The sequence below is a fragment of the Microbacterium sp. genome (assembly GCF_051860965.1).
GTDB lineage: Bacteria > Actinomycetota > Actinomycetes > Actinomycetales > Microbacteriaceae > Microbacterium.
In genome coordinates, this window is sequence record NZ_JBIMKU010000001.1 from 48,082 (window position 1) to 68,426 (window position 20,345).

General features: G+C 71.7%; 15 protein-coding genes. 12 read left to right on the plus strand and 3 right to left on the minus strand.

Annotated features, from left to right (window positions below; genetic code table 11):
- Positions 1-42: 42 nt before the first annotated feature.
- Entirely contained in the window at positions 43-1,815 is a 1,773-nt protein-coding gene (locus ACTIFV_RS00240; RefSeq protein WP_439590795.1) for an ABC transporter ATP-binding protein, read from the minus strand.
- Positions 1,816-1,878: 63 nt separating this feature from the next.
- Between ACTIFV_RS00240 and ACTIFV_RS00245 the strand changes: the two genes are divergently transcribed.
- The 9 genes from ACTIFV_RS00245 (at position 1,879) to ACTIFV_RS00285 (ending at position 13,661) form a co-directional block, all read left to right on the plus strand.
- Entirely contained in the window at positions 1,879-2,877 is a 999-nt protein-coding gene (locus ACTIFV_RS00245) for a LacI family DNA-binding transcriptional regulator (RefSeq protein ID WP_439590796.1), read from the plus strand.
- Between the two features lie 86 nt (positions 2,878-2,963).
- On the plus strand, positions 2,964-4,301 hold the full coding sequence (locus tag ACTIFV_RS00250; RefSeq protein ID WP_439590797.1) for a Gfo/Idh/MocA family protein: 1,338 nt from the start codon (positions 2,964-2,966) through the stop codon (positions 4,299-4,301).
- Entirely contained in the window at positions 4,298-5,215 is a 918-nt protein-coding gene (locus ACTIFV_RS00255) for an NAD-dependent epimerase/dehydratase family protein (RefSeq protein WP_439590798.1), read from the plus strand. Before ACTIFV_RS00250 ends, ACTIFV_RS00255 begins: the two co-directional genes overlap by 4 nt.
- Positions 5,212-6,111 (plus strand): 5-dehydro-4-deoxyglucarate dehydratase, encoded by a 900-nt coding sequence (locus tag ACTIFV_RS00260; RefSeq protein ID WP_439590799.1) that lies wholly within the window; start codon positions 5,212-5,214, stop codon positions 6,109-6,111. The genes ACTIFV_RS00255 and ACTIFV_RS00260 overlap by 4 nt, the downstream gene beginning before the upstream one ends.
- Positions 6,108-7,175, plus strand: a complete 1,068-nt coding sequence (locus tag ACTIFV_RS00265; RefSeq protein ID WP_439590800.1) for a mandelate racemase/muconate lactonizing enzyme family protein — start codon at positions 6,108-6,110, stop codon at positions 7,173-7,175. The genes ACTIFV_RS00260 and ACTIFV_RS00265 overlap by 4 nt, the downstream gene beginning before the upstream one ends.
- Before the next feature lies 1 nt (position 7,176).
- Positions 7,177-8,619, plus strand: a complete 1,443-nt coding sequence (locus ACTIFV_RS00270; RefSeq protein WP_439590801.1) for an aldehyde dehydrogenase (NADP(+)) — start codon at positions 7,177-7,179, stop codon at positions 8,617-8,619.
- Between the two features lie 84 nt (positions 8,620-8,703).
- Positions 8,704-10,449: a glycoside hydrolase family 35 protein gene (locus tag ACTIFV_RS00275; RefSeq protein WP_439590802.1), complete on the plus strand. Its 1,746-nt coding sequence runs from the start codon at positions 8,704-8,706 to the stop codon at positions 10,447-10,449.
- On the plus strand, positions 10,449-11,426 hold the full coding sequence (locus ACTIFV_RS00280; protein ID WP_439590803.1) for a serine hydrolase domain-containing protein: 978 nt from the start codon (positions 10,449-10,451) through the stop codon (positions 11,424-11,426). The genes ACTIFV_RS00275 and ACTIFV_RS00280 overlap by 1 nt, the downstream gene beginning before the upstream one ends.
- Positions 11,427-13,661 (plus strand): beta-galactosidase, encoded by a 2,235-nt coding sequence (locus ACTIFV_RS00285; RefSeq protein ID WP_439590804.1) that lies wholly within the window; start codon positions 11,427-11,429, stop codon positions 13,659-13,661. It begins immediately after the preceding gene.
- Position 13,662: 1 nt separating this feature from the next.
- Here the strand turns inward: ACTIFV_RS00285 and ACTIFV_RS00290 are convergent, their stop codons facing one another.
- Positions 13,663-14,610 carry a LacI family DNA-binding transcriptional regulator gene (locus ACTIFV_RS00290; RefSeq protein ID WP_439591370.1) on the minus strand — a complete coding sequence of 316 codons (948 nt, stop codon included), beginning with the start codon at positions 14,608-14,610 and terminating at the stop codon, positions 13,663-13,665.
- Positions 14,611-14,701: 91 nt separating this feature from the next.
- On the opposite strand from ACTIFV_RS00290, the gene galT reads away from it, so the two are divergent.
- The 3 genes from galT to ACTIFV_RS00305 all read left to right on the plus strand — a co-directional run bounded on the left by galT (position 14,702) and on the right by ACTIFV_RS00305 (position 18,006).
- Entirely contained in the window at positions 14,702-15,844 is a 1,143-nt protein-coding gene (galT, locus tag ACTIFV_RS00295; RefSeq protein WP_439590805.1) for a galactose-1-phosphate uridylyltransferase, read from the plus strand.
- Positions 15,844-17,067, plus strand: a complete 1,224-nt coding sequence (gene galK, locus ACTIFV_RS00300) for a galactokinase (protein WP_439590806.1) — start codon at positions 15,844-15,846, stop codon at positions 17,065-17,067. Before galT ends, galK begins: the two co-directional genes overlap by 1 nt.
- Positions 17,068-17,166: 99 nt before the next feature.
- Positions 17,167-18,006 (plus strand): alpha/beta fold hydrolase, encoded by an 840-nt coding sequence (locus tag ACTIFV_RS00305; protein WP_439590807.1) that lies wholly within the window; start codon positions 17,167-17,169, stop codon positions 18,004-18,006.
- A 46-nt stretch (positions 18,007-18,052) separates the two neighbouring features.
- Here the strand turns inward: ACTIFV_RS00305 and ACTIFV_RS00310 are convergent, their stop codons facing one another.
- A complete protein-coding gene (locus ACTIFV_RS00310) occupies positions 18,053-20,335 on the minus strand; it encodes a glycoside hydrolase family 3 C-terminal domain-containing protein (protein WP_439590808.1) in 2,283 nt (760 codons plus the stop codon).
- Positions 20,336-20,345 lie beyond the last annotated feature (10 nt).

A 20,345-nucleotide genomic window follows, 5' to 3' on the forward strand; every position in this document is an offset into this window, starting at 1 on the left:
ATCTTCGCCCGCCCTCGGGGATCAGCACTCACGATGTCGTCGTCATGCGCGGCCGGCCTGGGTGAGATGCAGCTGCGCGTAGCGGCCGTCGTGCGCGAGGAGCTCATCGTGGCTGCCCTGCTCGACGATGCGCCCGCGTTCGAGGACGACGATGCGATCGGCCTGGCGGATCGTCGAGAGCCGGTGAGCGACGACCAGCGTCGTGCGGCCCTGCATGAGACGCGACAGGGCATCCTTCACCAGCTCTTCGGACTCCGGGTCGAGGGCGCTCGTCGCCTCGTCGAGGAGCAGGATGCGCGGGTCGCGCACGAGCGCGCGGGCGATCGCGAGGCGCTGGCGCTGACCGCCGGAGAGCCGCGCACCGCGCTCGCCCACGACGGTGTCCCAGCCTTCGGGGAGCTCCTCCACGAACGCGAGCGCGTTGGCGTCGCGCAGTGCATCGAGGATGCGCCGATCGTCGACGTGCGGCAGCCCGTAGGCGATGTTCTCGCGGATCGTGCCCTCGAAGAGCACCGACTCCTGCGGCACGACCGAGACGAATCTGCGCGCCGTGCGCATGTCGAGCTGCTGCACGTCGACGCCGTCGAGCAGCACCTCGCCGCTGGTCGTGCGCACGAATCCGAGCACGAGGTTGAGCAGGGTCGACTTCCCCGATCCGGACGACCCGACGAAGGCGATGGTCCGGCCCGGCTCGATGTCGAGATCTATGTCGTGGAGCGCGTCGGAATCGGCATCCGGATAGCGGTGCGTCGCATGCACGAGACGGATGCCGCCCTCGACCTGCTCGACGGGGCGCTTGCCGGCGTTCAGCTCGAGGTCGGGCTCCTGCATGACCTCGGCGATCGAGCGCACCGACTCGAGACCGCGCGCGCCCACCGGGATCAGCATGAGCAGCTGGGTCAGCCCACCGGTGAGCGTGAAGTACGTCGACAGCAGGACGACTTCACCGGGCGTGATGGGCAGGATCCCGGTGAGCGAGAAGATCGCCGCGAGGACGAGGCACCCCACCCCCAGCAGCTGCATCGAGACCCACGACAGCGAGGCGACGTGGCCGTTGAGCATGTCGAGGCGGAATCCGGCGTCCCGCACGCCCTCGGCGCCGTGCGTGACGCGCGTCACCGCGGTCTCCTCGAGTCCGTGCGCGCGGGTGACCGGGATGAGGGAGGCCATCTCTCCGACGCGCGCGGAGAGGGTCTCGACCTCGCGACGGAACGCCTCGTTGCGCACACGCGAGCGATTGCGCATGCCGTACCGGATGCCGATGGCGATGGGGACGGCGAGTGCATAGACGGGCAGGAACTCGGGCACGAGGACCGCCGTCGTCGCGATCGCCCCCGCCATGACCATGACGGCCGACAGGAGGGGATGCGTCACCTGCTGCAGCATGAGCTCGACGTTCTCGACGTCGCGGACGACCTTCGTCTGCACGATCGAGGAGCTGACCCGGGTGTGGTAGCCGATCGAGAGGCTCTGCAGTCGTGAAGCGAGCGCGTTGCGCAGGTCGGCGCCGGTGTCGCGCACGACGCGCATGAAGCTGCGCGTGTAGAGGATGTGGTTCGGATAGTTCTGCAGGAGCAGGACGACGGCCAGCGCGAACCACCAGAGCACCGTCGTGACCTCGCCGCCGTCGGCGACGATGTCGATGATGGCCGCGGTGATGGCGGGGAGGAACCAGAGCGGGATCTCCTTCAGCGAGAACGCCAGGAGGGCTATGGACATGCGTCCCGGGCGCCGGGCGAGCAGGCGGACGACCGACCGGGCGGGGTGGGCGCCGTCGATCGACCGAGAGAAGTGGGAAAGCGGTTTCCGTGCCACTTCTCCATGCTAGCCCGATGGGAGGGCGCGAGGAAACGATTTCTCGCAACTAGGCTGACGAGCATGCCCGATGCGCCGCGCAAGACGACGATCACCGACGTCGCCCGGGCCGCCGGCGTCTCCCTCTCGACCGTGTCCCGCGTGATGAACGGCAACGCGACGGTCGACCCCGTGCTCGTCGAGCGCGTCCGCGCGACAGCCGCCGAACTCGGATACGCCGCCAATCCGCTCGCTCGCAGCCTCGTGCTCGGCCGCACGCAGACGATCGCGGTCGTCGTGCCCGACCTCGGCAACCCGACGTTCCAGGCGATTCTGCGCGGCATCAGCCATGCGGCCGCCGTCGACGGCTTCCACGTGCTGATCGCGGACTCCGGCGAGCGCGTCGAGGAGGAGCGGGTCCTCGCCGAAGAGACACGTCGACGCACGGACGGCGTCATCCTGTGCGCGCCGCGCATGGAGGAGGCGCTGCTGGGTCCACTGCTGGACAGCCTGTCACCGGTCGTCGTGGTCAATCGCGGACGACAGGATGCCGCGCCCGTCGTCGCCGCGGACTACCGCCACGCCCTGCGCGAGCTGGCCGAGCACCTCCACTCCCTCGGCCACCGGCGGCTGGTGTTCCTCGCGGGCGTGGCGCGCAGCGCCTCCAACTCAGCGCGCCTGGCAGCGCTCGAAGACGCGAGGGCGGCGCACGACGATCTCGAGATCATCGAGATCCCGGCGGGCGTCGACGTCGACAGCGGAGCGGATGCCGTGGAGGCCGTGCTCGCGACCGGCGCCACGGGGGTGCTCGCGTTCAACGATCTCGTCGCGATGGGTCTGCTCACGGCGCTGACCGAGCGCGGCATCCGCGTTCCCGAGGACATCTCGATCACGGGCTTCGACGACATCCCGTTCGCACGCCACACGTCGCCCCCGCTCACCACCTCCGCCGTCCCGGCGGTCGAACTCGGCGCTGAGGCGTGGCGTGCTCTGCACGCGGGGCTCACCGGGGGCGAGCCCACGCCGTTCACGAGCCTCGTGCCGCAGCTCGTGCTGCGCGCCAGCACGGCTCTCGCCCCCTGACGCACCTCGGCCGCGTAGCGGCGGCGCGGTCTGCTAGCCTGAGAAAACGTTTCCTCACGCTCTCGAGAACATCGTCGGAGAACCCCATGACCCGCACCCGGTACGCGATCGTCGGAGCCGGCGGCCGTTCGCAGATGTACGTCGACGCCATCGCGGGCGCGTACTCCGATCGAGCCGAGCTCGTGGCCGTCGTCGAGCCCAACCCCGTGCGCGCCGCCCTCGCCGTGGCTCGTGCCGTGGAGCGCGGCGCCCCTGCCCCGTCGACCTGGCATCCGGCCCGGCTCGAGGAGGTCATCCGAGACGAGCGCATCGACCGTGTCGTGATCACGGCTCGTGACGACCAGCACGCTCCGCTCATCGTCCGGGCGCTCGATGCCGGCGCGGACGTCGTGGTCGAGAAGCCGCTGACGATCGACGCCGAGAGCGCCGCGGAGATCGAGGCCGCCGTCGAGAGGACCGGCCGCCGGGTCGTGCTGACCTTCAACTATCGCTACTCGCCGCGCAACAGCGCCCTGCGCCGGGTCATCCAGGATGGCCTCATCGGCGACGTGACGTCGATCGACTTCCAGTGGATGCTCGACACCAAGCACGGCGCGGACTACTTCCGCCGCTGGCACCGCGAGAAGCTCAACTCGGGCGGCCTGCTCGTCCACAAGTCCAGCCACCACTTCGATCTCGTCAACTGGTGGATCCACTCCACGCCGCGGCGGGTCTACGCCTCGGGCGGACTCCGCTTCTACGGCGCCGAGAACGCGGCGGCCCGAGGTCTCGCGCCCCGCCATGATCGCGGCACTCACGACGGAGCCCACGACGGGTTCGACCTCGACCTGCGTCAGCATCCGCAGCTCAAGGAGCTCTACCTCGACGCCGAGGGCCATGACGGCTACCTGCGCGACCGCGATGTGTTCGGCGAGGGAATCACGATCGAGGACAACCTCGCGCTCGTCGTCGACTACGCGAACGGGGCGACCCTGAGCTACTCCCTCAACGCGCATGCGCCATGGGAGGGCTATCGCGTTGCGATCAACGGCACCGAGGGTCGCGTCGAGCTCGACGTCGTCGAGCGCGGCGCCGTCCTGGAGGGCGAGGGCCTGCATCCCGTCCTCGACCCGAGCGCCGTCGACGCCGGCTCGTCCGGATCGCTGCGCCCCGAGGGCGAGCGGCTCCTGCTCCAGCGCCACTGGGAGGCCCCCGTCGAGGTCGAGATCCTCGGCGGCGACGGAGGCCACGGCGGCGGCGACGCGATCCTCCTGTCCGACGTGTTCGTGGGCCCCGGGGACGACCCGCTCGCCCGCCCCGCCGACTGGCGCGACGGCGTGCAGTCGATCGCGGTCGGCATCGCCGGCAACCGGTCGCTCGCGACCGGCCTGCCCGTCGACGTCGCCGAGCTCGGCATCCCGCTCCTCGCGCGGGCGGTGCGATGAGCCGCATCGTCGTCACGGGCGGCGCGGGCAGACTCGGCCGCAGCCTCGTCGCCGGGCTCGTCGAACGCGGGCACGAGGTCGTCTCCTTCGACCGCACCCGCTCCGACGCTCTCGAGCTCGCGTCCGCCGAGCAGGTCGCGATCGATCTGCTGGATGCCGGCGCCACGGAATCCGCCCTCGCCGACGCCCGCGCGGATGCCGTCGTCCACCTCGCGGCGATCGCCGTGCCGTTCAGCGCACCCGAGGACGTCATCATGCGCACCAACACGGGGCTCGCCGTGTCGGTGCTCGGCGGAGCCGTGGCCGCGGGCATCCGCAGGATCGTCGCCGCCTCGAGCCCCACGGTGCTCGGCTACGGCGCGCCGACCGGGTGGGTGCCGGAGCGCTTCCCGCTCGACGAGGACACTCCGACACTCCCGTGGAACGCGTACGGGCTGTCGAAGCTCGTGATCGAGCAGTCGCTCCGGATGCTGCAGCGCCAGACCGGCGACGACGTGCGATTCGCGGCGTTCCGCCCGTGCTACGTCATCGCACCCGAGGAGTGGGACGGCGCCGTCACGCAGCAGGGCCACACGGTGCGCGAGCGACTCGACGACCCGGCGCTGTCGGCACCCGCCGTCTTCAACTACGTCGATGCGAGGGATGTCGCGGCCTTCGCGGATCGTCTCCTCGAGGCGCTCCCGCACATCCCCAACGCCGAGACGTTCTTCGTCGCGGCGGACGACGCTCTTGCGCGCGAACCGCTCGCAGATCTCGTGCCGCGCTTCTTCCCCGGCACGGAGAAGGTGGCGGCTTCGCTCACCGGCACAGCGTCGGCGTTCTCCAACGCGAAGGCGAAGCGCCTTCTCGGGTGGTCCCCCGCCCACGACTGGCGCACCGAGCTCGCGCCCGAACGAACGGACGCGCACGTATGAACTTCGACGGCATCCTCTTCTTCCCCGTCACCCCCTTCGACACCTCCGGGAGCATCGACCACGACCTGCTCGCTCAGCACGTCGGGACGGGTGTCGACGCCGGAGCAGGCGGCGTCTTCCCCGCATGCGGCACCGGCGAGTACCACGCCCTCTCGGGAGACGAGGCGGCGAGCGTCGTGCGCACGGCCGTGGGTGCCGTCGACGGTCGCGTGCCGGTCGTCGCGGGCTCGGGCGGCACGCTCGGCCACGCGATCGAGGTCGCGCGGGCCGCATCCGATGCAGGCGCCGACGCGCTCCTCGTGCTGCCGCCCTACCTGGTCGGCGGCCCGCAGGCGGGACTCGTGGCCTACGTCGAGGCGATCGCCGCGGCATCCGATCTCCCCGTCGTCGTCTATCACCGCGGGACGGCGCAGTACTCCGTCGACTCGGTCCGCCGGCTCGCCGCCAACCCGAAGGTCGTCGGCTTCAAGGACGGCGTGGGCGATCTCGCGACCGCGCAGCTCGTCGTGCGCGCCGTCGCCGAGACCGGGCGCCGCGACTTCGCCTTCTTCAACGGTCTGCTCACGGCAGAGCTGACGCAGGCGGCGTACCGCGGCATCGGCATGCCGCTGTACTCGTCGGCCGCCTTCGCGATGGTGCCCGAGGTCGCGAACGCGTTCTACCGCGCCTACGTCGACGGCGACGACGATCGTCGCATCGCACTCCTCGACGGCTTCTACACGCCGCTCGTGGCGCTGCGCGACGAGACGCCCGGCTTCGGCGTCTCGCTCATCAAAGCCGGCCTGCGCCTCGGCGGGCTCCCGGTCGGCGGCGTGCGCGCACCGCTCGTCGACCCGACGCCCGCGCAGGAGGAACGCCTCGCCGAGATCCTCGCGGCGGGGCGAGCCCTCGTATGACGACGATCGCGTCGTTCGACGCGCGACTCCTCCGGGTTCCGCTCATCCGGCCCTGGGCGGCCGACGTGACATCCGTCGGCGTCATCGCGACGCACGTCACGCGGTCCGACGGCGTCGAGGGGTGGGGCTTCTCGTGGACCCCGCAGATCGGCGCCTCCGCCGTCCTCGCGCTGCTCACCGAGGACATCGCGCCGGTGGCGACGGGGAGGGATGCCGACCCCGAGGCGCTCTGGGATCCGCTCTGGCGGCACCTGCACGAGGCCGGCGGTGGCGGACTCACCACCATCGCGCTCGCGGGCCTCGACCTCGCACTGTGGGATGCATCGGCTCGCGCGACGGGGGTATCGGTGTCATCCGTGCTCGGACGCCGACGCGACGGCGTCCGGGTCTACGGCAGCGGCGTCAACCTCCACTACCCGCTCGACGAGCTGCTCGAACAAGTGCAGCGGTGGATGGATGCGGGGCTCACCGCGATCAAGATCAAGGTCGGCAAGCCCGACCTCGCCGAGGACGTCGAGCGTGTCGGCGCCGTGCGGGCGCTGCTCGGCGCCGACCGCGACCTCATGATCGATGCCAACCAGCGGTGGGACCTGGAGCGCGCGACGACGGCGATCGACGCCCTGTCGCAGTTCTCGCTCGGGTGGATCGAAGAGCCTCTGCGCGCCGACGACCTCGCCGGCCACGCGGAACTCGCGCGCCGCATCGAGGTGCCGATCGCCGTGGGAGAGAACCTGCACACGATCCATCGCTTCGGCGAGTACCTGCGGGCGGGTGCCACGCAGATCGTGCAGCCCAACATCGTGCGCGTGGGGGGTATCACTCCGTTCCGACGCATCGCGGCGCTCGCGTCCGCGCACGGCGTCGCCCTGCATCCGCACCTCCTTCCCGAGCTCTCGGGTCAGCTCGCCCTGACGCTCGACGGCGAGCCCTGGGCGGAGGACGTCGAGGACGCGGGTTTCGGCGACCTCGGAGTCCTGCGCGACCCGAGCCCCGTCTCGATCTCGTCCGGGCGTCTCACCGAGACGACCCACCACGGACTCGGCCTGCGCTTCAGAGAGGCATGACATGACCACCACCCCCGAACAGCTCGATGCGATCCTGGCCGAGGCGGCGGCCGCCGCTCCGGTGTGGGCGAGCTCGTCGCGCGCGGACCGCGCCGCCTGGCTGCGCGCCGCCGCGGACGCGCTCGACGCCGCGGCCGACGAACTGGTGCCGATCGCGGATCGCGAGACGCGCCTGGGCGAGACGCGACTGCGCGGCGAGGTCGGGCGAACGACGGGGCAGCTGCGACTCTTCGCGAGCGTCGTCGAGGAGGGCTCGTACCTCGAGCTGACCGTCGACGATGCGGATGCCGCCGCCACGCCGCCCCGGCCCGAGCTGCGGCGCCTGCTCGTGCCCGTCGGGCCCGTCGCGGTGTTCTCGGCCTCGAACTTCCCCTTCGCCTTCTCGGTCGCGGGCGGCGACACGGCCTCGGCGCTCGCGTCGGGCGCGCCGGTGGTCGTGAAGGCGCACTCCGGTCACCCCGAGCTCTCTCGCCGCACGGCCGAGATCGTGGCGTCCGCGCTCGAGGCGGCCGGCGCGCCGTCCGGCTCGCTCGCGCTCGTCGAAGGCCGCGAGGCGGGGAACGCCCTCGTGCAGCATCCCGTGATCCAGGCGGCCGGCTTCACCGGATCGCTCTCGGGCGGGCGGGCCCTGTTCGATCTCGCGACCGGTCGCCCCGATCCCATCCCCTTCTACGGCGAGCTCGGGAGCGTCAACCCCGTCGTGGTCACGGCCGCGGCGGCCGCCACGCGCGGCGAGGAGCTCGCGCAGGGTCTCGCAACGTCGTTCACGATGGGGGTCGGGCAGTTCTGCACGAAGCCCGGCGTCGTGTTCATCCCCGCGGACTCGGGATTCGAGGCATCCCTCGCCGCTCTCGTTCCCGCGACCACCGGCGGGCCGCTGCTCACGGATCGCATCACCAGCGCCTTCCCCGACGGCGTCGCGCATCTCGTGGGCGACCCCTCGGTCGAGGTCGTCGCGAGCGGCACCGCTCACGAGGGCGAGGCGGCGCCGATCGTGCTGGCGACGGATGCCGCGGCCGTCGCCGCGCGCCCCGAGGTGCTGCTCGAGGAGTGCTTCGGTCCCGTGACGCTGCTCGTGCGGTACGCGTCCGAGGCCGACCTGCACGCGGCGCTGCGCGCGGTGCCGGGAAGCCTGACGGCGACCCTGCATTCCGAGCCGGGCGAAGATGTCGCCGAGACGCTGGGACTGCTGCAGTCGCGCGCCGGCCGCGTCCTGTTCGCGGGCTGGCCGACAGGCGTCGCGGTCACATGGTCGCAGCAGCATGGCGGGCCCTGGCCCGCGACGACATCGCTGCACACGTCGGTCGGTGCGACGGCGATCCGCCGCTTCCTGCGGCCGGTCGCGTACCAGTCCGCACCGCAGGAGCTCCTCCCCGAAGCCCTGCGCGACGAGGCGCTCGCGACCCTGCCGCACCGGCGCAACGGCGTGCTCGTCCTCCCCTGACGCCACCTGCGCGCAAGGGGAGCCACCGACCTCCGCTCGATCGGAAAACGCTTGCCGGTAGAGTGGCCGGGAGAAAGGACGACGATGACGACTCCCCCCTCCCGGTTCGAGATCGGTGAGACGGACTTCCTGCTCGACGGGCAGCCGCACCGGATCATCTCGGGTGCGCTGCACTATGCGCGCGTGCACCCCGACCAGTGGCGCGACCGCATCCGCACGGCGAGGCTCATGGGCCTCAACGCGATCGAGACGTACGTGATGTGGAACTTCCACGAGCCCGTCCGCGGAGAGTGGGATGCCGCGGGCCCGCGCGATCTGGGCCGGTTCCTCGACCTCGTCGCCGAGGAGGGTCTGCATGCGATCGTGCGCCCCGGCCCCTACGTGTGCGCCGAGTGGCACAACGGCGGCCTGCCGACCTGGCTGACCGCGGATCCCGGGCTGCGGCCGCGCAGCTCCGAGCCCGGCTACCTCGCAGCGGTCACCGGCTACCTCGAGCGGGTCAACCGGATCATCGCGCCGCGCCAGATCGACACCGGCGGGTCGGTCATCCTCGTGCAGATCGAGAACGAGTACGGCGCGTACGGCGCCGACAAGGCCTACCTCGCCGAGCTGATCCGGGTGACGCGCGCGAGTGGGATCACGGTGCCGCTCACGCAGGTCGACCAGCCGATCCCGCACATGCTCGAAGGCGGTGCGCACGAAGGCCTGCACAAGACCGGATCCTTCGGCTCGCGCATCGGCGAGCGCCTCGCGGTGCTGCGCGAGCACCAGCCCACAGGGCCGCTCATGTGCATGGAGTTCTGGTGCGGCTGGTTCGATCACTGGGGCGAGAAGCACCACACGACGGGCTTCGCCGACAGTGCGCGCGATCTCGACGAGCTGCTCGCGGCCGGAGCGTCCGTGAACATCTACATGGTCCACGGCGGCACGAACTTCGGTCTGACCGCCGGCGCCAACGACTCGGGCCGCTATCTCCCGATGGTGACGTCTTACGACTACGACGCGCCCATCAGCGAGTCCGGCGACGTGACCGAGAAGTTCCGCGCGTTCCGGGACGTCATCGCGAAGTACGCGCCGGTGCCCGACGCCGAACTGCCCGAACCCGTCGACGCACCGGTCTTCGACGTGGCGCTCGCGTCCGTCGGCGACCCGCTCAGCGGTCTCGACCGGGGCGATTTCGACGTTCCGCCCTCGATGGACGAGCTCGGTCCCGACGTCGCGCTCGTCTCGTACGAGGCATCCCTCGACACCGACGTGGCCGCGGTGCTCGCGGCCGACGTCCGCGACTACGCGTGGGTGCACGTCGACGAGCGTCGCGTCGGCGCTCTGCAGCGCACGATCGGCGATCTCTCTCTGGCGCTTCCCCCCGGCGCCAGGGTGCGCCTCCTCGTGGAGGAGACGGGCCGCGTCAACTACGACGCCAAGCTCGGCGAACCCAAGGGCCTCATCGGCGCTCCGCTCCTGAACGGTCGGCCGATGGCCGGACCGTGGCGGGTGCGGACGATCGACGTCGCAGGCCTTCACGATGCCGTGAGGGATGCCGCGCCCGCCGCACCCTCGGCCGGGCCGGCCGGGCTGCGCGGAGAGTTCACGCTCGACGCACCCGCCGACCTCTTCCTCGACACGAACGGCTGGGGCAAGGGCTACGCGTGGATCAACGGGTTCTTCCTCGGCCGATACTGGCGACGCGGGCCGCAGCGCACGCTCTTCGTGCCCGGTCCGGCGACGCGCGCGGGAGTCAACACGATCGTGATCGTCGAGCTCGAGGCGATCACCGACCCGACAGCGCGGTTCCTCCCGCGCCCCGATCTCGGACACGAGGTGGAGTGATGAGCGAGCGCTTCTCGCACGCGTTCGACTGGGCACGACGGACGGTCGCGGAGGGGCGCCTCCCGACCGCGGTGCTCGGCATCGCGACGGCGGACGGCGTCGTCGCACTCGATGCCTTCGGCGCCACCGGCGACCGGGTGGCCCGGACCGACGACCACTTCCGCCTCTTCTCGGTCACGAAGCCGCTCACGGGCCTGAGCGCCGCGCGCGCGATCGAACGCGGGCTGCTGAGCCCGGAGACGCCCCTGTCGACGGCGCTGCCCGCGTTCGGAGCGAAGCGCGACGACACCGTCCGGCTGTGGCACCTCGCGAGTCACACGTCCGGCATCTCCGAGCCCGCCCTCGACAGCGCGACGCCGCAGCGCGACGACCTCCTCGCCGCGGGGCCGGACTTCCGCGCGGGCACGATGTCGCGCTACTCGACCGTCGCGTTCGAGGGGATCGCCGCGCTCACCGAGCACGCGACGGGTCGTCACTGGGCCGACGACATCGCCGACTGGGCCGTGCCGCTGGGCGTCGACGGACTGACGCTGGACGAGGCATCCGACCCGCACGTCGTCGTCGGCGCCGCCGCGGCGGGGCTCGACATCGATCGCTTCGCTGCGCTTCGCAGTCCCGGAGCCGGCCTCATCGGCCGCGCCGTCGACCTGCTGGCGATCGGCGCGGCGCTGCTGCGCGACCGGGGCGAGATCGTGCAGCCGGCCACGCACGCGATGATGCTCCGCCCGCTCACAGGAGAGATCCCGCGGCTCGAGCCCTACCCCGCCGAGCGCGGACAGGACTGGGGCTTCACGTGGAACCTCCGCACCCGCGCGCCCGGCCTCATCGATCGCGACACGTACGGCCACGGGGGCTGGTCGGGCGCGCAGTTCGCGATCCACCCGTCTGCCGGCGTCGCCTACGTGCTGCTGACGAACCTCGCGCAGCCCGACGTCGACACCGACCTGCTCGACAACGCCGTCGTGAGCGGACTCTAGATGGACCTCTCCGTCACGCCGCGCACCGGGGACGCCGCACCGCTGGCCGCGCCCATGCCCGCGCCTGCGGACTCGGCGCGGGCACTGACCGTCACCGATCGGGCGATCCTGCGAGCCGGCGTGCCGTGGGTGCCGGTCTCGGGCGAACTGCACTACAGCCGGATCCCGCGCGCCCGATGGGGCGAGCGGGTTCGTCAGCTCCGCGCGGGCGGGATCACCGTCGCGTCGACCTACGTCTTCTGGCTTCATCACGTCGCGCGCCGCGGCGAGCCGCGGTTCGACGGGTCGCTCGACGTGGGTGCGTTCGTCGACGAGTGCGCGTCGGCCGGTCTCGACGTCGCGCTCCGCATCGGACCCTGGGCGCACGGCGAGGCGCGGAACGGCGGCTTCCCGGACTGGGTGCAGCAGGCGCCCGTCGCGCATCGGACCGACGATCCCGGCTATCTCGCGCTCGTCGCCGAGTGGTTCGGCCAGCTCGCCGCCGCCCTCGACGGGCGTGCGCGGCCCGGCGGACCGATCGTCGCGATCCAGCTCGAGAACGAGCTCTACGACCGCCCCGAGCACCTCGTGACCCTCAAGCGCCTCGCTCGGGAGGCCGGCATCGCCGCGCCGCTGTGGACCGCGACGGCGTGGGGCGGGGCGCAGCTGCCCCGGGAAGAGGTCTTCCCGCTCTACGGCGGCTACGGCGACGGCTTCTGGACCGAGCCCGACGCCCCGTGGGACGACACCTTCCGCCAGCACTACTTCTTCACGCACGAGTGGGACGATCCGGGCGTCGGCGCAGACGTCCGCGCGACGCAGGGGTTCGGAGAGACGGTGCGGGATGCCGCATCCCCCCTCTTCCCACCCGCGACGTGCGAGCTCGCCGGTGGGATGGCGACGGCGTACCACCGACGCCCCTGGCCGGTCGGCGCGGACGTCGCGGCCGTCGCGCACACCAAGATCGGCAACGGGTCGATGTGGCAGGGCTACTACATGTACGCGGGCGGCACGAACCCCGGCCCGGACCTCGAAGAGACGCACGCGACGGGATATCCGAACGACATGGTGCGGCTGAGCTACGACTTCCATGCGCCGATCGGCCAGGCCGGCGACCTGCGCGAGAGCTCGTCGCTGCTGCGCGGGCAGCACGCCTTCCTCGACGCCTGCGGGGCATCGCTCGCCGGACTGCCCTCCAGCCTGCCCGACGTGCTCCCCGATGGCGTGCACGACCGCGAGACGCTGCGCTGGGTCGTGCGGACGGATGGAGCATCCGGATTCCTCTTCGTCACGACGCACCAGCCGCACGAGCCGCTCCCGCCCTCCGCGCCGACGCGCTTCCGGATCGGCGACGACCTCGTGCTCCCCGAGCACCCTGTCGTGCTGCCTCCGGGAACGCTGGCACGATGGCCCTTCGGTCTGCGGATCGGCGACTCGAGGGTGCGGTGGGCGACGGCATCCGTCCTCACCGTCCTGCCCGGACCGACGCTCGTGCTCGTGGCCGAGGCCGGCGTTCCGGTGGAACTCGCCATCGACGACGAACCCGCGCGCGTCGTCGAGCCGTCGTTCGAGCCGCTCTCCGTGGCGGGCGGATCCGTGCTCGTGCTCCCCTCCGCCGAAGCCCCGCAGCTCTGGGTCCGCTCCACCGACTCGGAGCGGACGCTGCACCGGACCGCTGCCGAGCTCTCCTGGGACGACGACTCCGTCCGGATCCGCTCCCGGGACGCCGAGCCGGTCGTCGAGCGCTACGAGCCCTCGACCGGATCCTGGGTCGCGCTCGCCGTCGCGCCGCGCGGCGTGCCTGCCCGGATCTCCGACGCCGCGATCGCACCGCTCGCCGCGGCGCAGCATCCCCCCGACGACTACGGCTTCGCGGGGCAGCGGCACTCGGCACCCGACTCCGATGCGATCGACGCGCACGCCGCGGTCTTCGGCATCGCGCTGCCCGGCTGGGCGCGGGACCCCCGCCACGACGCCGTGGTCGAGATCGACTGGGCCGGCGACGTCGGCGAGCTCCGCGTCGACGGCCGCCGGGTAGACGACCGCTTCTGGGACGGATCGCGATGGACGGCGAGCGTGCAGGACCTCGGGCTGCTCTCTGGCGATCTCACGCTGCACCTCCTGCCGCTGGCCGCCGGCTCGACCGTGTGGGTGCCCGAAGCCGGCGCGGCGCGGCGCGCGGCATCCATCGGTCCTCTGCTCTCCCTCGACTCGGTGCGCGTTGTCTCCCGCGGACCCTGGCGGGCCGTGGACTGATTCAGCGTGCGCTGTCGCGCACGACGAGGCGGGTCGGCACGAGCTGCGCCCTCGGCGGCTCTCCGCCGATCGCGTCCGCGAGGGCCGCCACGGCGAGCTCACCGAGGGCGTCGAAGTCCTGACGCACGGTCGTGAGCGGAGGGCGGAAGTCCGCGGCGTCCGCGACATCGTCGAACCCGACGACGGCGATGTCCTCGGGGATGCGGCGCCCCGCGTCCGCGAGCGCCCGCATGACGCCGAGCGCCATCTGATCGTTGGCGCAGAAGACGGCGGTCACGTCGCGAGGCAGACGGGCTCCGGCGGCGTGACCGGATGCCGCGGTCCAATCGCCTCGCAGCGGCTCGGGCGTCTGGCGGCCTTCGAGAGCGGCGCGCCAGCCGCGCTCTCGCGCCGCTGCGGCGAAGGAGTCCTCGGGGCCGGCGACGTGCCACACCGTATGGTGCCCTGCATCGAGCAGGTGCCGGGTGGCGGTCAGAGCCCCACCCTCGTGATCCGAGCCCACGACGCCGAATCGATCGTCGGCGGGCGAGTCGACGACGACGAGCCGCAGACCCGCCGGCGCCCCAGCATCCCGAGCGATCGCCGTCGCCTCGTTGAGCACGATCGCCCCGTCGACACCCTGCTCGTGCAGGCGGTCGAACGCTTCGGCGATGGATGCCGCGCCCCGCGCCGTGACGACGGTGAGAGCGTACCCGCGGGTCTCGGCCGCGTCGGCGACCGCCTGCAGCATCCGGAAGTTGCCGACCGTCGAGAGGGTCGAGACGACCAGACCGATCGTCTGGCTGCGCCCCGTGCGCAGCGCGCGCGCCGCACGATGCGGCCGGTAGCCGAGCTCGGCCATCGCCGCCTCGACGCGGGCACGGGTCGAGGGATCGACCCGGGGGCTGTCGTTCACGACCCGCGACACGGTCTGCCCCGACACGCCGGCGCGGGCCGCGACATCCGCCATCGACACGCGTCGCGTGGATTCGTTCACCGCAACTCCCCCATCGAACTCAGGCATGTTGACGTTACCACGCCTGCCTTGCTACCGTGTTGACGTGAACACGCGCAATCTCCCTGAGTTCGGCACTCCCGAAATCCTCGGTGCGGGGGTCGTGAAGCGCACGACGTCGCTCGCCGACGGTCGCGACCTCATCTACTACGACGACCCCGACACGACGCTGCCGGCCGAGCGCGCCATCGATGCGCGCACGCTCGACCCGCGTCCCGACACCGCCACCATGCGCCGCGACGTGCTCACGGGCGACTGGGTGTCGATCGCCGCAGCCCGCCAGAACCGCGCCTTCCTGCCGCCGGCCGAGCTCGATCCGCTCGCCCCGCAGACTCCCGGGAATCCGTCCGAGATCCCGTCGCTGTACGACGTCGCCGTCTTCGAGAACAAGTCGCCGTCTTTCGGCCCGGCGCTCGGCGGTGACGCGGATCTCGACGCGCCGGGTCTCGACAGGATGCTGCCCTCGGTCGGCCGGTGCGAGGTCGTGTGCTTCAGCCCCGAGCACTCCGGCTCGTTCGGCACCCTGTCGCCGACGCGCGCGCGCACGGTCATCGAGGCGTGGGCCGATCGCACCGCGGCGCTGTCGGCGCTCCCCGGTGTCGCGCAGGTCTTCCCGTTCGAGAACCGCGGCGAGGCGATCGGCGTGACCCTCGCCCACCCCCACGGCCAGATCTACGCCTACCCCTACGTGACCCCGCGCACGACGTCGCTGCTCGCGTCGATCGACCGCGAAGGCCCCGACCTCTTCGCACGGATACTCGAATCCGAGCGCGCGTCGGATCGCGTGATCCTCGCCGGCGAGCACTGGACGGCCTTCGTGCCGTTCGCCGCCCGCTGGCCGCTCGAGGTGCACGTGCTGCCGCACCGTCACGTCGCCGACCTCGCCGAGACGACCGACGCCGAGCGCGATGAGCTCGCGCCCTTCTACCTCCGTCTGCTCCGCGGGGTGGATGCGCTCTACGACACGCCCACGCCCTACATCGCCGCGTGGCACCAGGCGCCGGTCGGTCGCGGCCGCGACAGCGTGCGCCTCAACCTCCAGCTCACGTCGCCCCGCCGCGCCGCCGATCGCCTCAAGTACCTCGCCGGCTCCGAAGCCGCGATGGGCGCGTGGATCGGCGACGTCCTGCCCGAAGCGGCCGCCGCACGACTGCGGGACGCCGTCGCGTCTGCGGCGGAGGTGCAGTGATGGTCCCCACGCCCACTCCAGACGACGCTCACGCATCGGCCGGAGCCTCCGGGCGTGGGCGCCTGTCCGCGACCCGCCTCTTCGTGGACGCGTTCGGCCACGAGCCGGCCGGCACGTGGTCGGCCCCCGGCCGCGCCAACCTGATCGGCGAGCACACCGACTACAACGACGGCTTCGTCCTGCCCTTCGCGATCGAGCACCGCACGCACGTGGCTCTGGGCCGCCGCGACGACGGAGTCGTGCGCGTGATCTCGACCTTCGACGAGCACGCGGTGGAGCTGCCGTTCGCCGAGCTCGATGCGGTCTTCCCCCACCGCCGCGACGAGATCGTCGAGTGGGCGCGCTACCCGCTCGGCGTCGCCTGGGCACTCCGGCAGCGCACGGGAGCGACGGACGTCGCGGGCGTCGATCTGGCCTTCGCCTCCGACGTACCCGTCGGTGCGGGTCTCTCGTCCTCGGCGGCGATCGAGGGAGCGACGGCATCCGCTCTGAACGACACCTGGGGGCTCGGACTCGACCCCGTCACGCTCGCGCAGGTCGGCCGTACGGCCGAGAACGAGGCCGTCGGCGCGCCGACCGGCATCATGGACCAGATGGCGGCGATGCTCGGCGAGACGGACTCCGCGATCTTCCTCGATTGCCGTTCCCTCGACGCGCAGGTGGTCGATCTCGGCTTCGCGGATGCGGGGCTCGAGCTCGTCGTGATCGACACGGGCGTGAAGCACGCCCACGCGACGGGCGGCTACGGCGAGCGCCGCGCGTCGTGCGAGCTCGGGGCATCCGTCCTCGGCGTGCCCGCCCTGCGCGACGTCGGCATCGACGACCTGCCCCGTGCGCGGAGGCTCCTCGACGATGTGACGTTCCGGCGAGTACGACACATCGTGACCGAGAACCAGCGCGTGCTCGATACCGTCCGCGCGCTGCGCGAGCGTGGCCCGGCGTCCATCGGCGACCTGCTCGTCGCGTCGCACGCCTCGATGCGCGACGACTTCGAGATCTCGATCCCCGAGCTCGACACCGCGGTCGACGCGGCGCTGACCGCCGGTGCGCTCGGAGCGCGCATGACGGGCGGAGGGTTCGGCGGTGCCGCGATCGCACTCGTCGCGAGCGGCCGTGTCGACGCGGTGCGGGATGCCGCGGCCACAGCGTTCGCGGCATCCGGCTTCGCTCCCCCGACCATCTTCACGGTCACCCCCTCGACCGGAGCCCACCGCGACACGTGAACGTCAGGCGACGTTTCGGTCAACCCCTTTCGGCTCCGGATGTCGCGCCCTAGCGTCGACCTTGGTCGAACCGCAGCGGGACGACCGGAAGGAGCGAACGTGGCATACCTCACCGTCGGCACCGAGAACTCGACCGACATCGACCTCTACTACACCGACCAGGGCGACGGACAGCCCGTCGTGCTGATCCACGGCTTCCCGCTGAACGGCGAGTCCTGGAACAAGCAGCAGGCAGCGCTGCTCGACGCGGGCTACCGCGTCATCGCGTACGACCGCCGCGGATTCGGCGCATCGTCGAAGACCGCCTCGGGCTACGACTACGACACCTTCGCGGCCGACCTCCATGTGCTCATGGAGGACCTCGACCTCGAGGACGCGGTCCTCGTCGGCTTCTCCATGGGCACGGGGGAGGTCGCACGCTACCTCTCGCGCTACGGCGCGGGCCGTGTCGCGAAGGCGGCGTTCCTCGGCTCGCTCGAGCCGTACCTGCTCATCACCGACGACAACCCCGACGGCGCCGGCCCGCAGGACTTCTTCGACGGGATCGCGGCGCAGGTGAAGGACGACCGCTACGCGTTCATCGAGGGCTTCTACAAGGACTTCTACAACCTCGACGACAATCTCGGCTCGCGCATCTCGCAGGCGGCGGTCGACGCATCCATCCAGGTGGCGACGCAGGCCGGCAACGCGGGCATCGCGGCCGCGCCGCTCACGTGGCCGACGGACTTCCGCGCCGACATCCCGGCCGTCACGGTGCCCGCGCTCATCCTGCACGGCACCGCCGACAACGTCCTGCCGATCGACAAGACCGCGCGGCGATTCCGCGAGCTGCTGCCCGAGGCGACCTACGTCGAGATCGGGGGCGCTCCGCACGGACTGCTGTGGACGCACGGCGCCGAGGTCAACGAGGCGCTGCTCGCCTTCCTCGCCGCCGAGTAGTCGATGGATGCCCCGGCCGCTGCGGTCGGGGCATCCATCCCCGTCGTCAGCTCTGTGGGGCGTTGGCCATCGCGATGAGCCCGTCGATCATCTCGGGGCTCACGCCACCGGGGCTCCCACTCGCGGCGGCGAACATCCCGGCGCGGCCGATCGGGAACGACTCCATCATCTTGGAGGGATCCACGCCCTCGGGCATGATGGCGGCGGCGCCGTCCATCGTTCCCATCATCTGCGCGATCGCGGCCTGGACCATCGGCCCGACGACGGGGTGGGCCATGACCTCGCCGATCGAGGACGTCTTCGACAGCGGCAGGGTGACGGCGTCCCCCTCCACGTCCACGGACGTCGTGGATCGGATGTCGCGGCTCGACGCCGCCACGTCGATGACGTACGTCCCGCCCTCGACAACCCAGCCGTCGGTGCGGATATCCCAGTAGGCGAGGTCGGCGCGCCGGATCGTGAGCGTCACGTCCTTCTTCTCGCTCGGTTCGAGCGGAACCGATGCGAACGCCTTCAGCTCGCGCACGGGCCGCTGCACGCGACCGCCCGGCAGCGACGTGTAGACCTGCACGATCTCGCGGCCCGCGCGGTCGCCCGTGTTCGTCACGGCGACCGTCACCTCGATCTCGCCGTCGGCGTCTATCGCCGCGGTCGCGTCGCCGTAGGCGAAGGTCGTGTACGAGAGTCCGTGCCCGAACGGGAACGCGACATCCATCCGCCGCGCGTCATACCAGCGATAGCCCACGAAGAGCCCTTCACCGTAGCGGGTGTGCGAGAACTCGCCCGGGAAGTCGAGGTAGGCAGGGGTGTCCTCGAGCCGCAGCGGGATCGTCTCGGTGAGCTTCGCCGAGGGGGTGACCGCGCCGTAGAGAACGTCGGCGGTCGCGCCGCCGCCGGCCTGTCCGAGAAGCCAGCCCTCGAGGATCGCCGGCACGCGGTCGGCGAACGGAAGGGCGACCACTCCGCCGTTGGAGAGCACCACGACGACGTTCGGGTTGACCTCCAGCACGGCGTCGAGCAGCGCGAGCTGGTCTGCGGGCAGGTCGATGTCCTCGCGGTCGTAGCCTTCGGACTCGAGGCGCGCGGGCAGCCCCAGGAGGACGACGGCCACGTCCTTCTCAGCGGCGAGCGCGACCGCCTCATCGCGCAGCCGCGCGACCTCGGCGGGCTCGGGGTCCACGGCGATCGAGAATCCCGGAGCCTGGAACACCGCGTCCTGCCCGGCGTATGCGACCACCTCGGCCACGAGGTCGTCGACCTTCGTGGGGTTGATCATCGACGACCCCGCGCCCTGGAAGCGAGGCCGGTCGACGAAGGCCCCGATGAGGGCGACGGTCTGCTGGGATGCGAGAGGCAGCAGATCGCCGTCGTTCTTGAGCAGGACGATGCCGCGGCCCGCGGCCTCACGCGCGATCGCGTGGTGGGCGTCGACGTCGAGAGGTCCGGGAACGGCACCCGCACCGTCCTGCGACCTGCGCACGAGGTCGAGCACACGGCCGGCTGCGACATCCAGCACGGACTCGTCGAGCGAACCGCTCTGCACCGCCGCGACGATCTGCCCGTCGGTGATCCCGTTCGACGACGGCATCTCGAGGTCCATTCCCGCCGCCAGCCCCGCGACGCGCTCGTTGACCGCGCCCCAGTCCGAGACGACGAGCCCTTCGAAGCCCCACTCGTCGCGCAGCACCCGGGTGAGCAGCCACGGATCCTCCGAGGCGTACACCCCGTTGATCCGGTTGTAGGAGCACATGACGGTCCACGGCTGGGCGTCCTCGACGACGCGCTGGAACCCGCGCAGGTAGATCTCGCGGAGCGGCCGGGGGTCCACGTCCGAGGACGACCGCATCCGGTCGTCCTCCTGATTGTTCGCGGCGAAGTGCTTGAGCGACGTGCCCACGCCCTGCGACTGCACGCCGCCGACGTACGCCGCACCGAGCACGCCCGAGACGAGGGGGTCTTCCGAGAGGTACTCGAAGTTGCGGCCGCACAGCGGCGAGCGCTTGATGTTCACGCCCGGCCCGAGCAGCACCGCGACGCCCTCGATCGAGGTCTCGACCCCGAGCGCCTCGCCCACGCGGCGGACCAGGTCGACGTCCCATGACGAGCCGAGCGCCACGGCCGGCGGGAAGCACGTCGCGGGCACGCTGTCGCCGAGGCCGAGGTGGTCGCCCCCCTCGCGCTGCTTGCGCAGGCCGTGCGGGCCGTCCGTCAGCATGATCGACGGGATGCCGGCCCGCTCGATCGGCTTGGTGTACCAGAAGCTCGCGCCGCTCGTGAGCGACGCCTTCTCTTCGAGGGTCAGTTCTGAAACGGAGGTCACATCGGTCATCTCATCAGCT

What these genes read in the sequence shown, in the direction of transcription:
- ACTIFV_RS00275 (WP_439590802.1), top strand. Translation starts at nt 8,704, where the DNA reads ATGACGACTCCCCCCTCCCGGTTCGAGATCGGTGAGACGGACTTCCTG.
- ACTIFV_RS00250 (WP_439590797.1), top strand. Translation starts at nt 2,964, where the DNA reads ATGACCCGCACCCGGTACGCGATCGTCGGAGCCGGCGGCCGTTCGCAG.
- ACTIFV_RS00245 (WP_439590796.1), top strand. Translation starts at nt 1,879, where the DNA reads ATGCCCGATGCGCCGCGCAAGACGACGATCACCGACGTCGCCCGGGCC.
- ACTIFV_RS00255 (WP_439590798.1), top strand. Translation starts at nt 4,298, where the DNA reads ATGAGCCGCATCGTCGTCACGGGCGGCGCGGGCAGACTCGGCCGCAGC.
- ACTIFV_RS00265 (WP_439590800.1), top strand. Translation starts at nt 6,108, where the DNA reads ATGACGACGATCGCGTCGTTCGACGCGCGACTCCTCCGGGTTCCGCTC.
- ACTIFV_RS00270 (WP_439590801.1), top strand. Translation starts at nt 7,177, where the DNA reads ATGACCACCACCCCCGAACAGCTCGATGCGATCCTGGCCGAGGCGGCG.
- ACTIFV_RS00280 (WP_439590803.1), top strand. Translation starts at nt 10,449, where the DNA reads ATGAGCGAGCGCTTCTCGCACGCGTTCGACTGGGCACGACGGACGGTC.
- ACTIFV_RS00285 (WP_439590804.1), top strand. Translation starts at nt 11,427, where the DNA reads ATGGACCTCTCCGTCACGCCGCGCACCGGGGACGCCGCACCGCTGGCC.
- ACTIFV_RS00310 (WP_439590808.1), bottom strand. Translation starts at nt 20,335, where the DNA reads ATGACCGATGTGACCTCCGTTTCAGAACTGACCCTCGAAGAGAAGGCG.
- ACTIFV_RS00260 (WP_439590799.1), top strand. Translation starts at nt 5,212, where the DNA reads ATGAACTTCGACGGCATCCTCTTCTTCCCCGTCACCCCCTTCGACACC.
- ACTIFV_RS00290 (WP_439591370.1), bottom strand. Translation starts at nt 14,610, where the DNA reads ATGGCGGATGTCGCGGCCCGCGCCGGCGTGTCGGGGCAGACCGTGTCG.
- galK (WP_439590806.1), top strand. Translation starts at nt 15,844, where the DNA reads ATGGTCCCCACGCCCACTCCAGACGACGCTCACGCATCGGCCGGAGCC.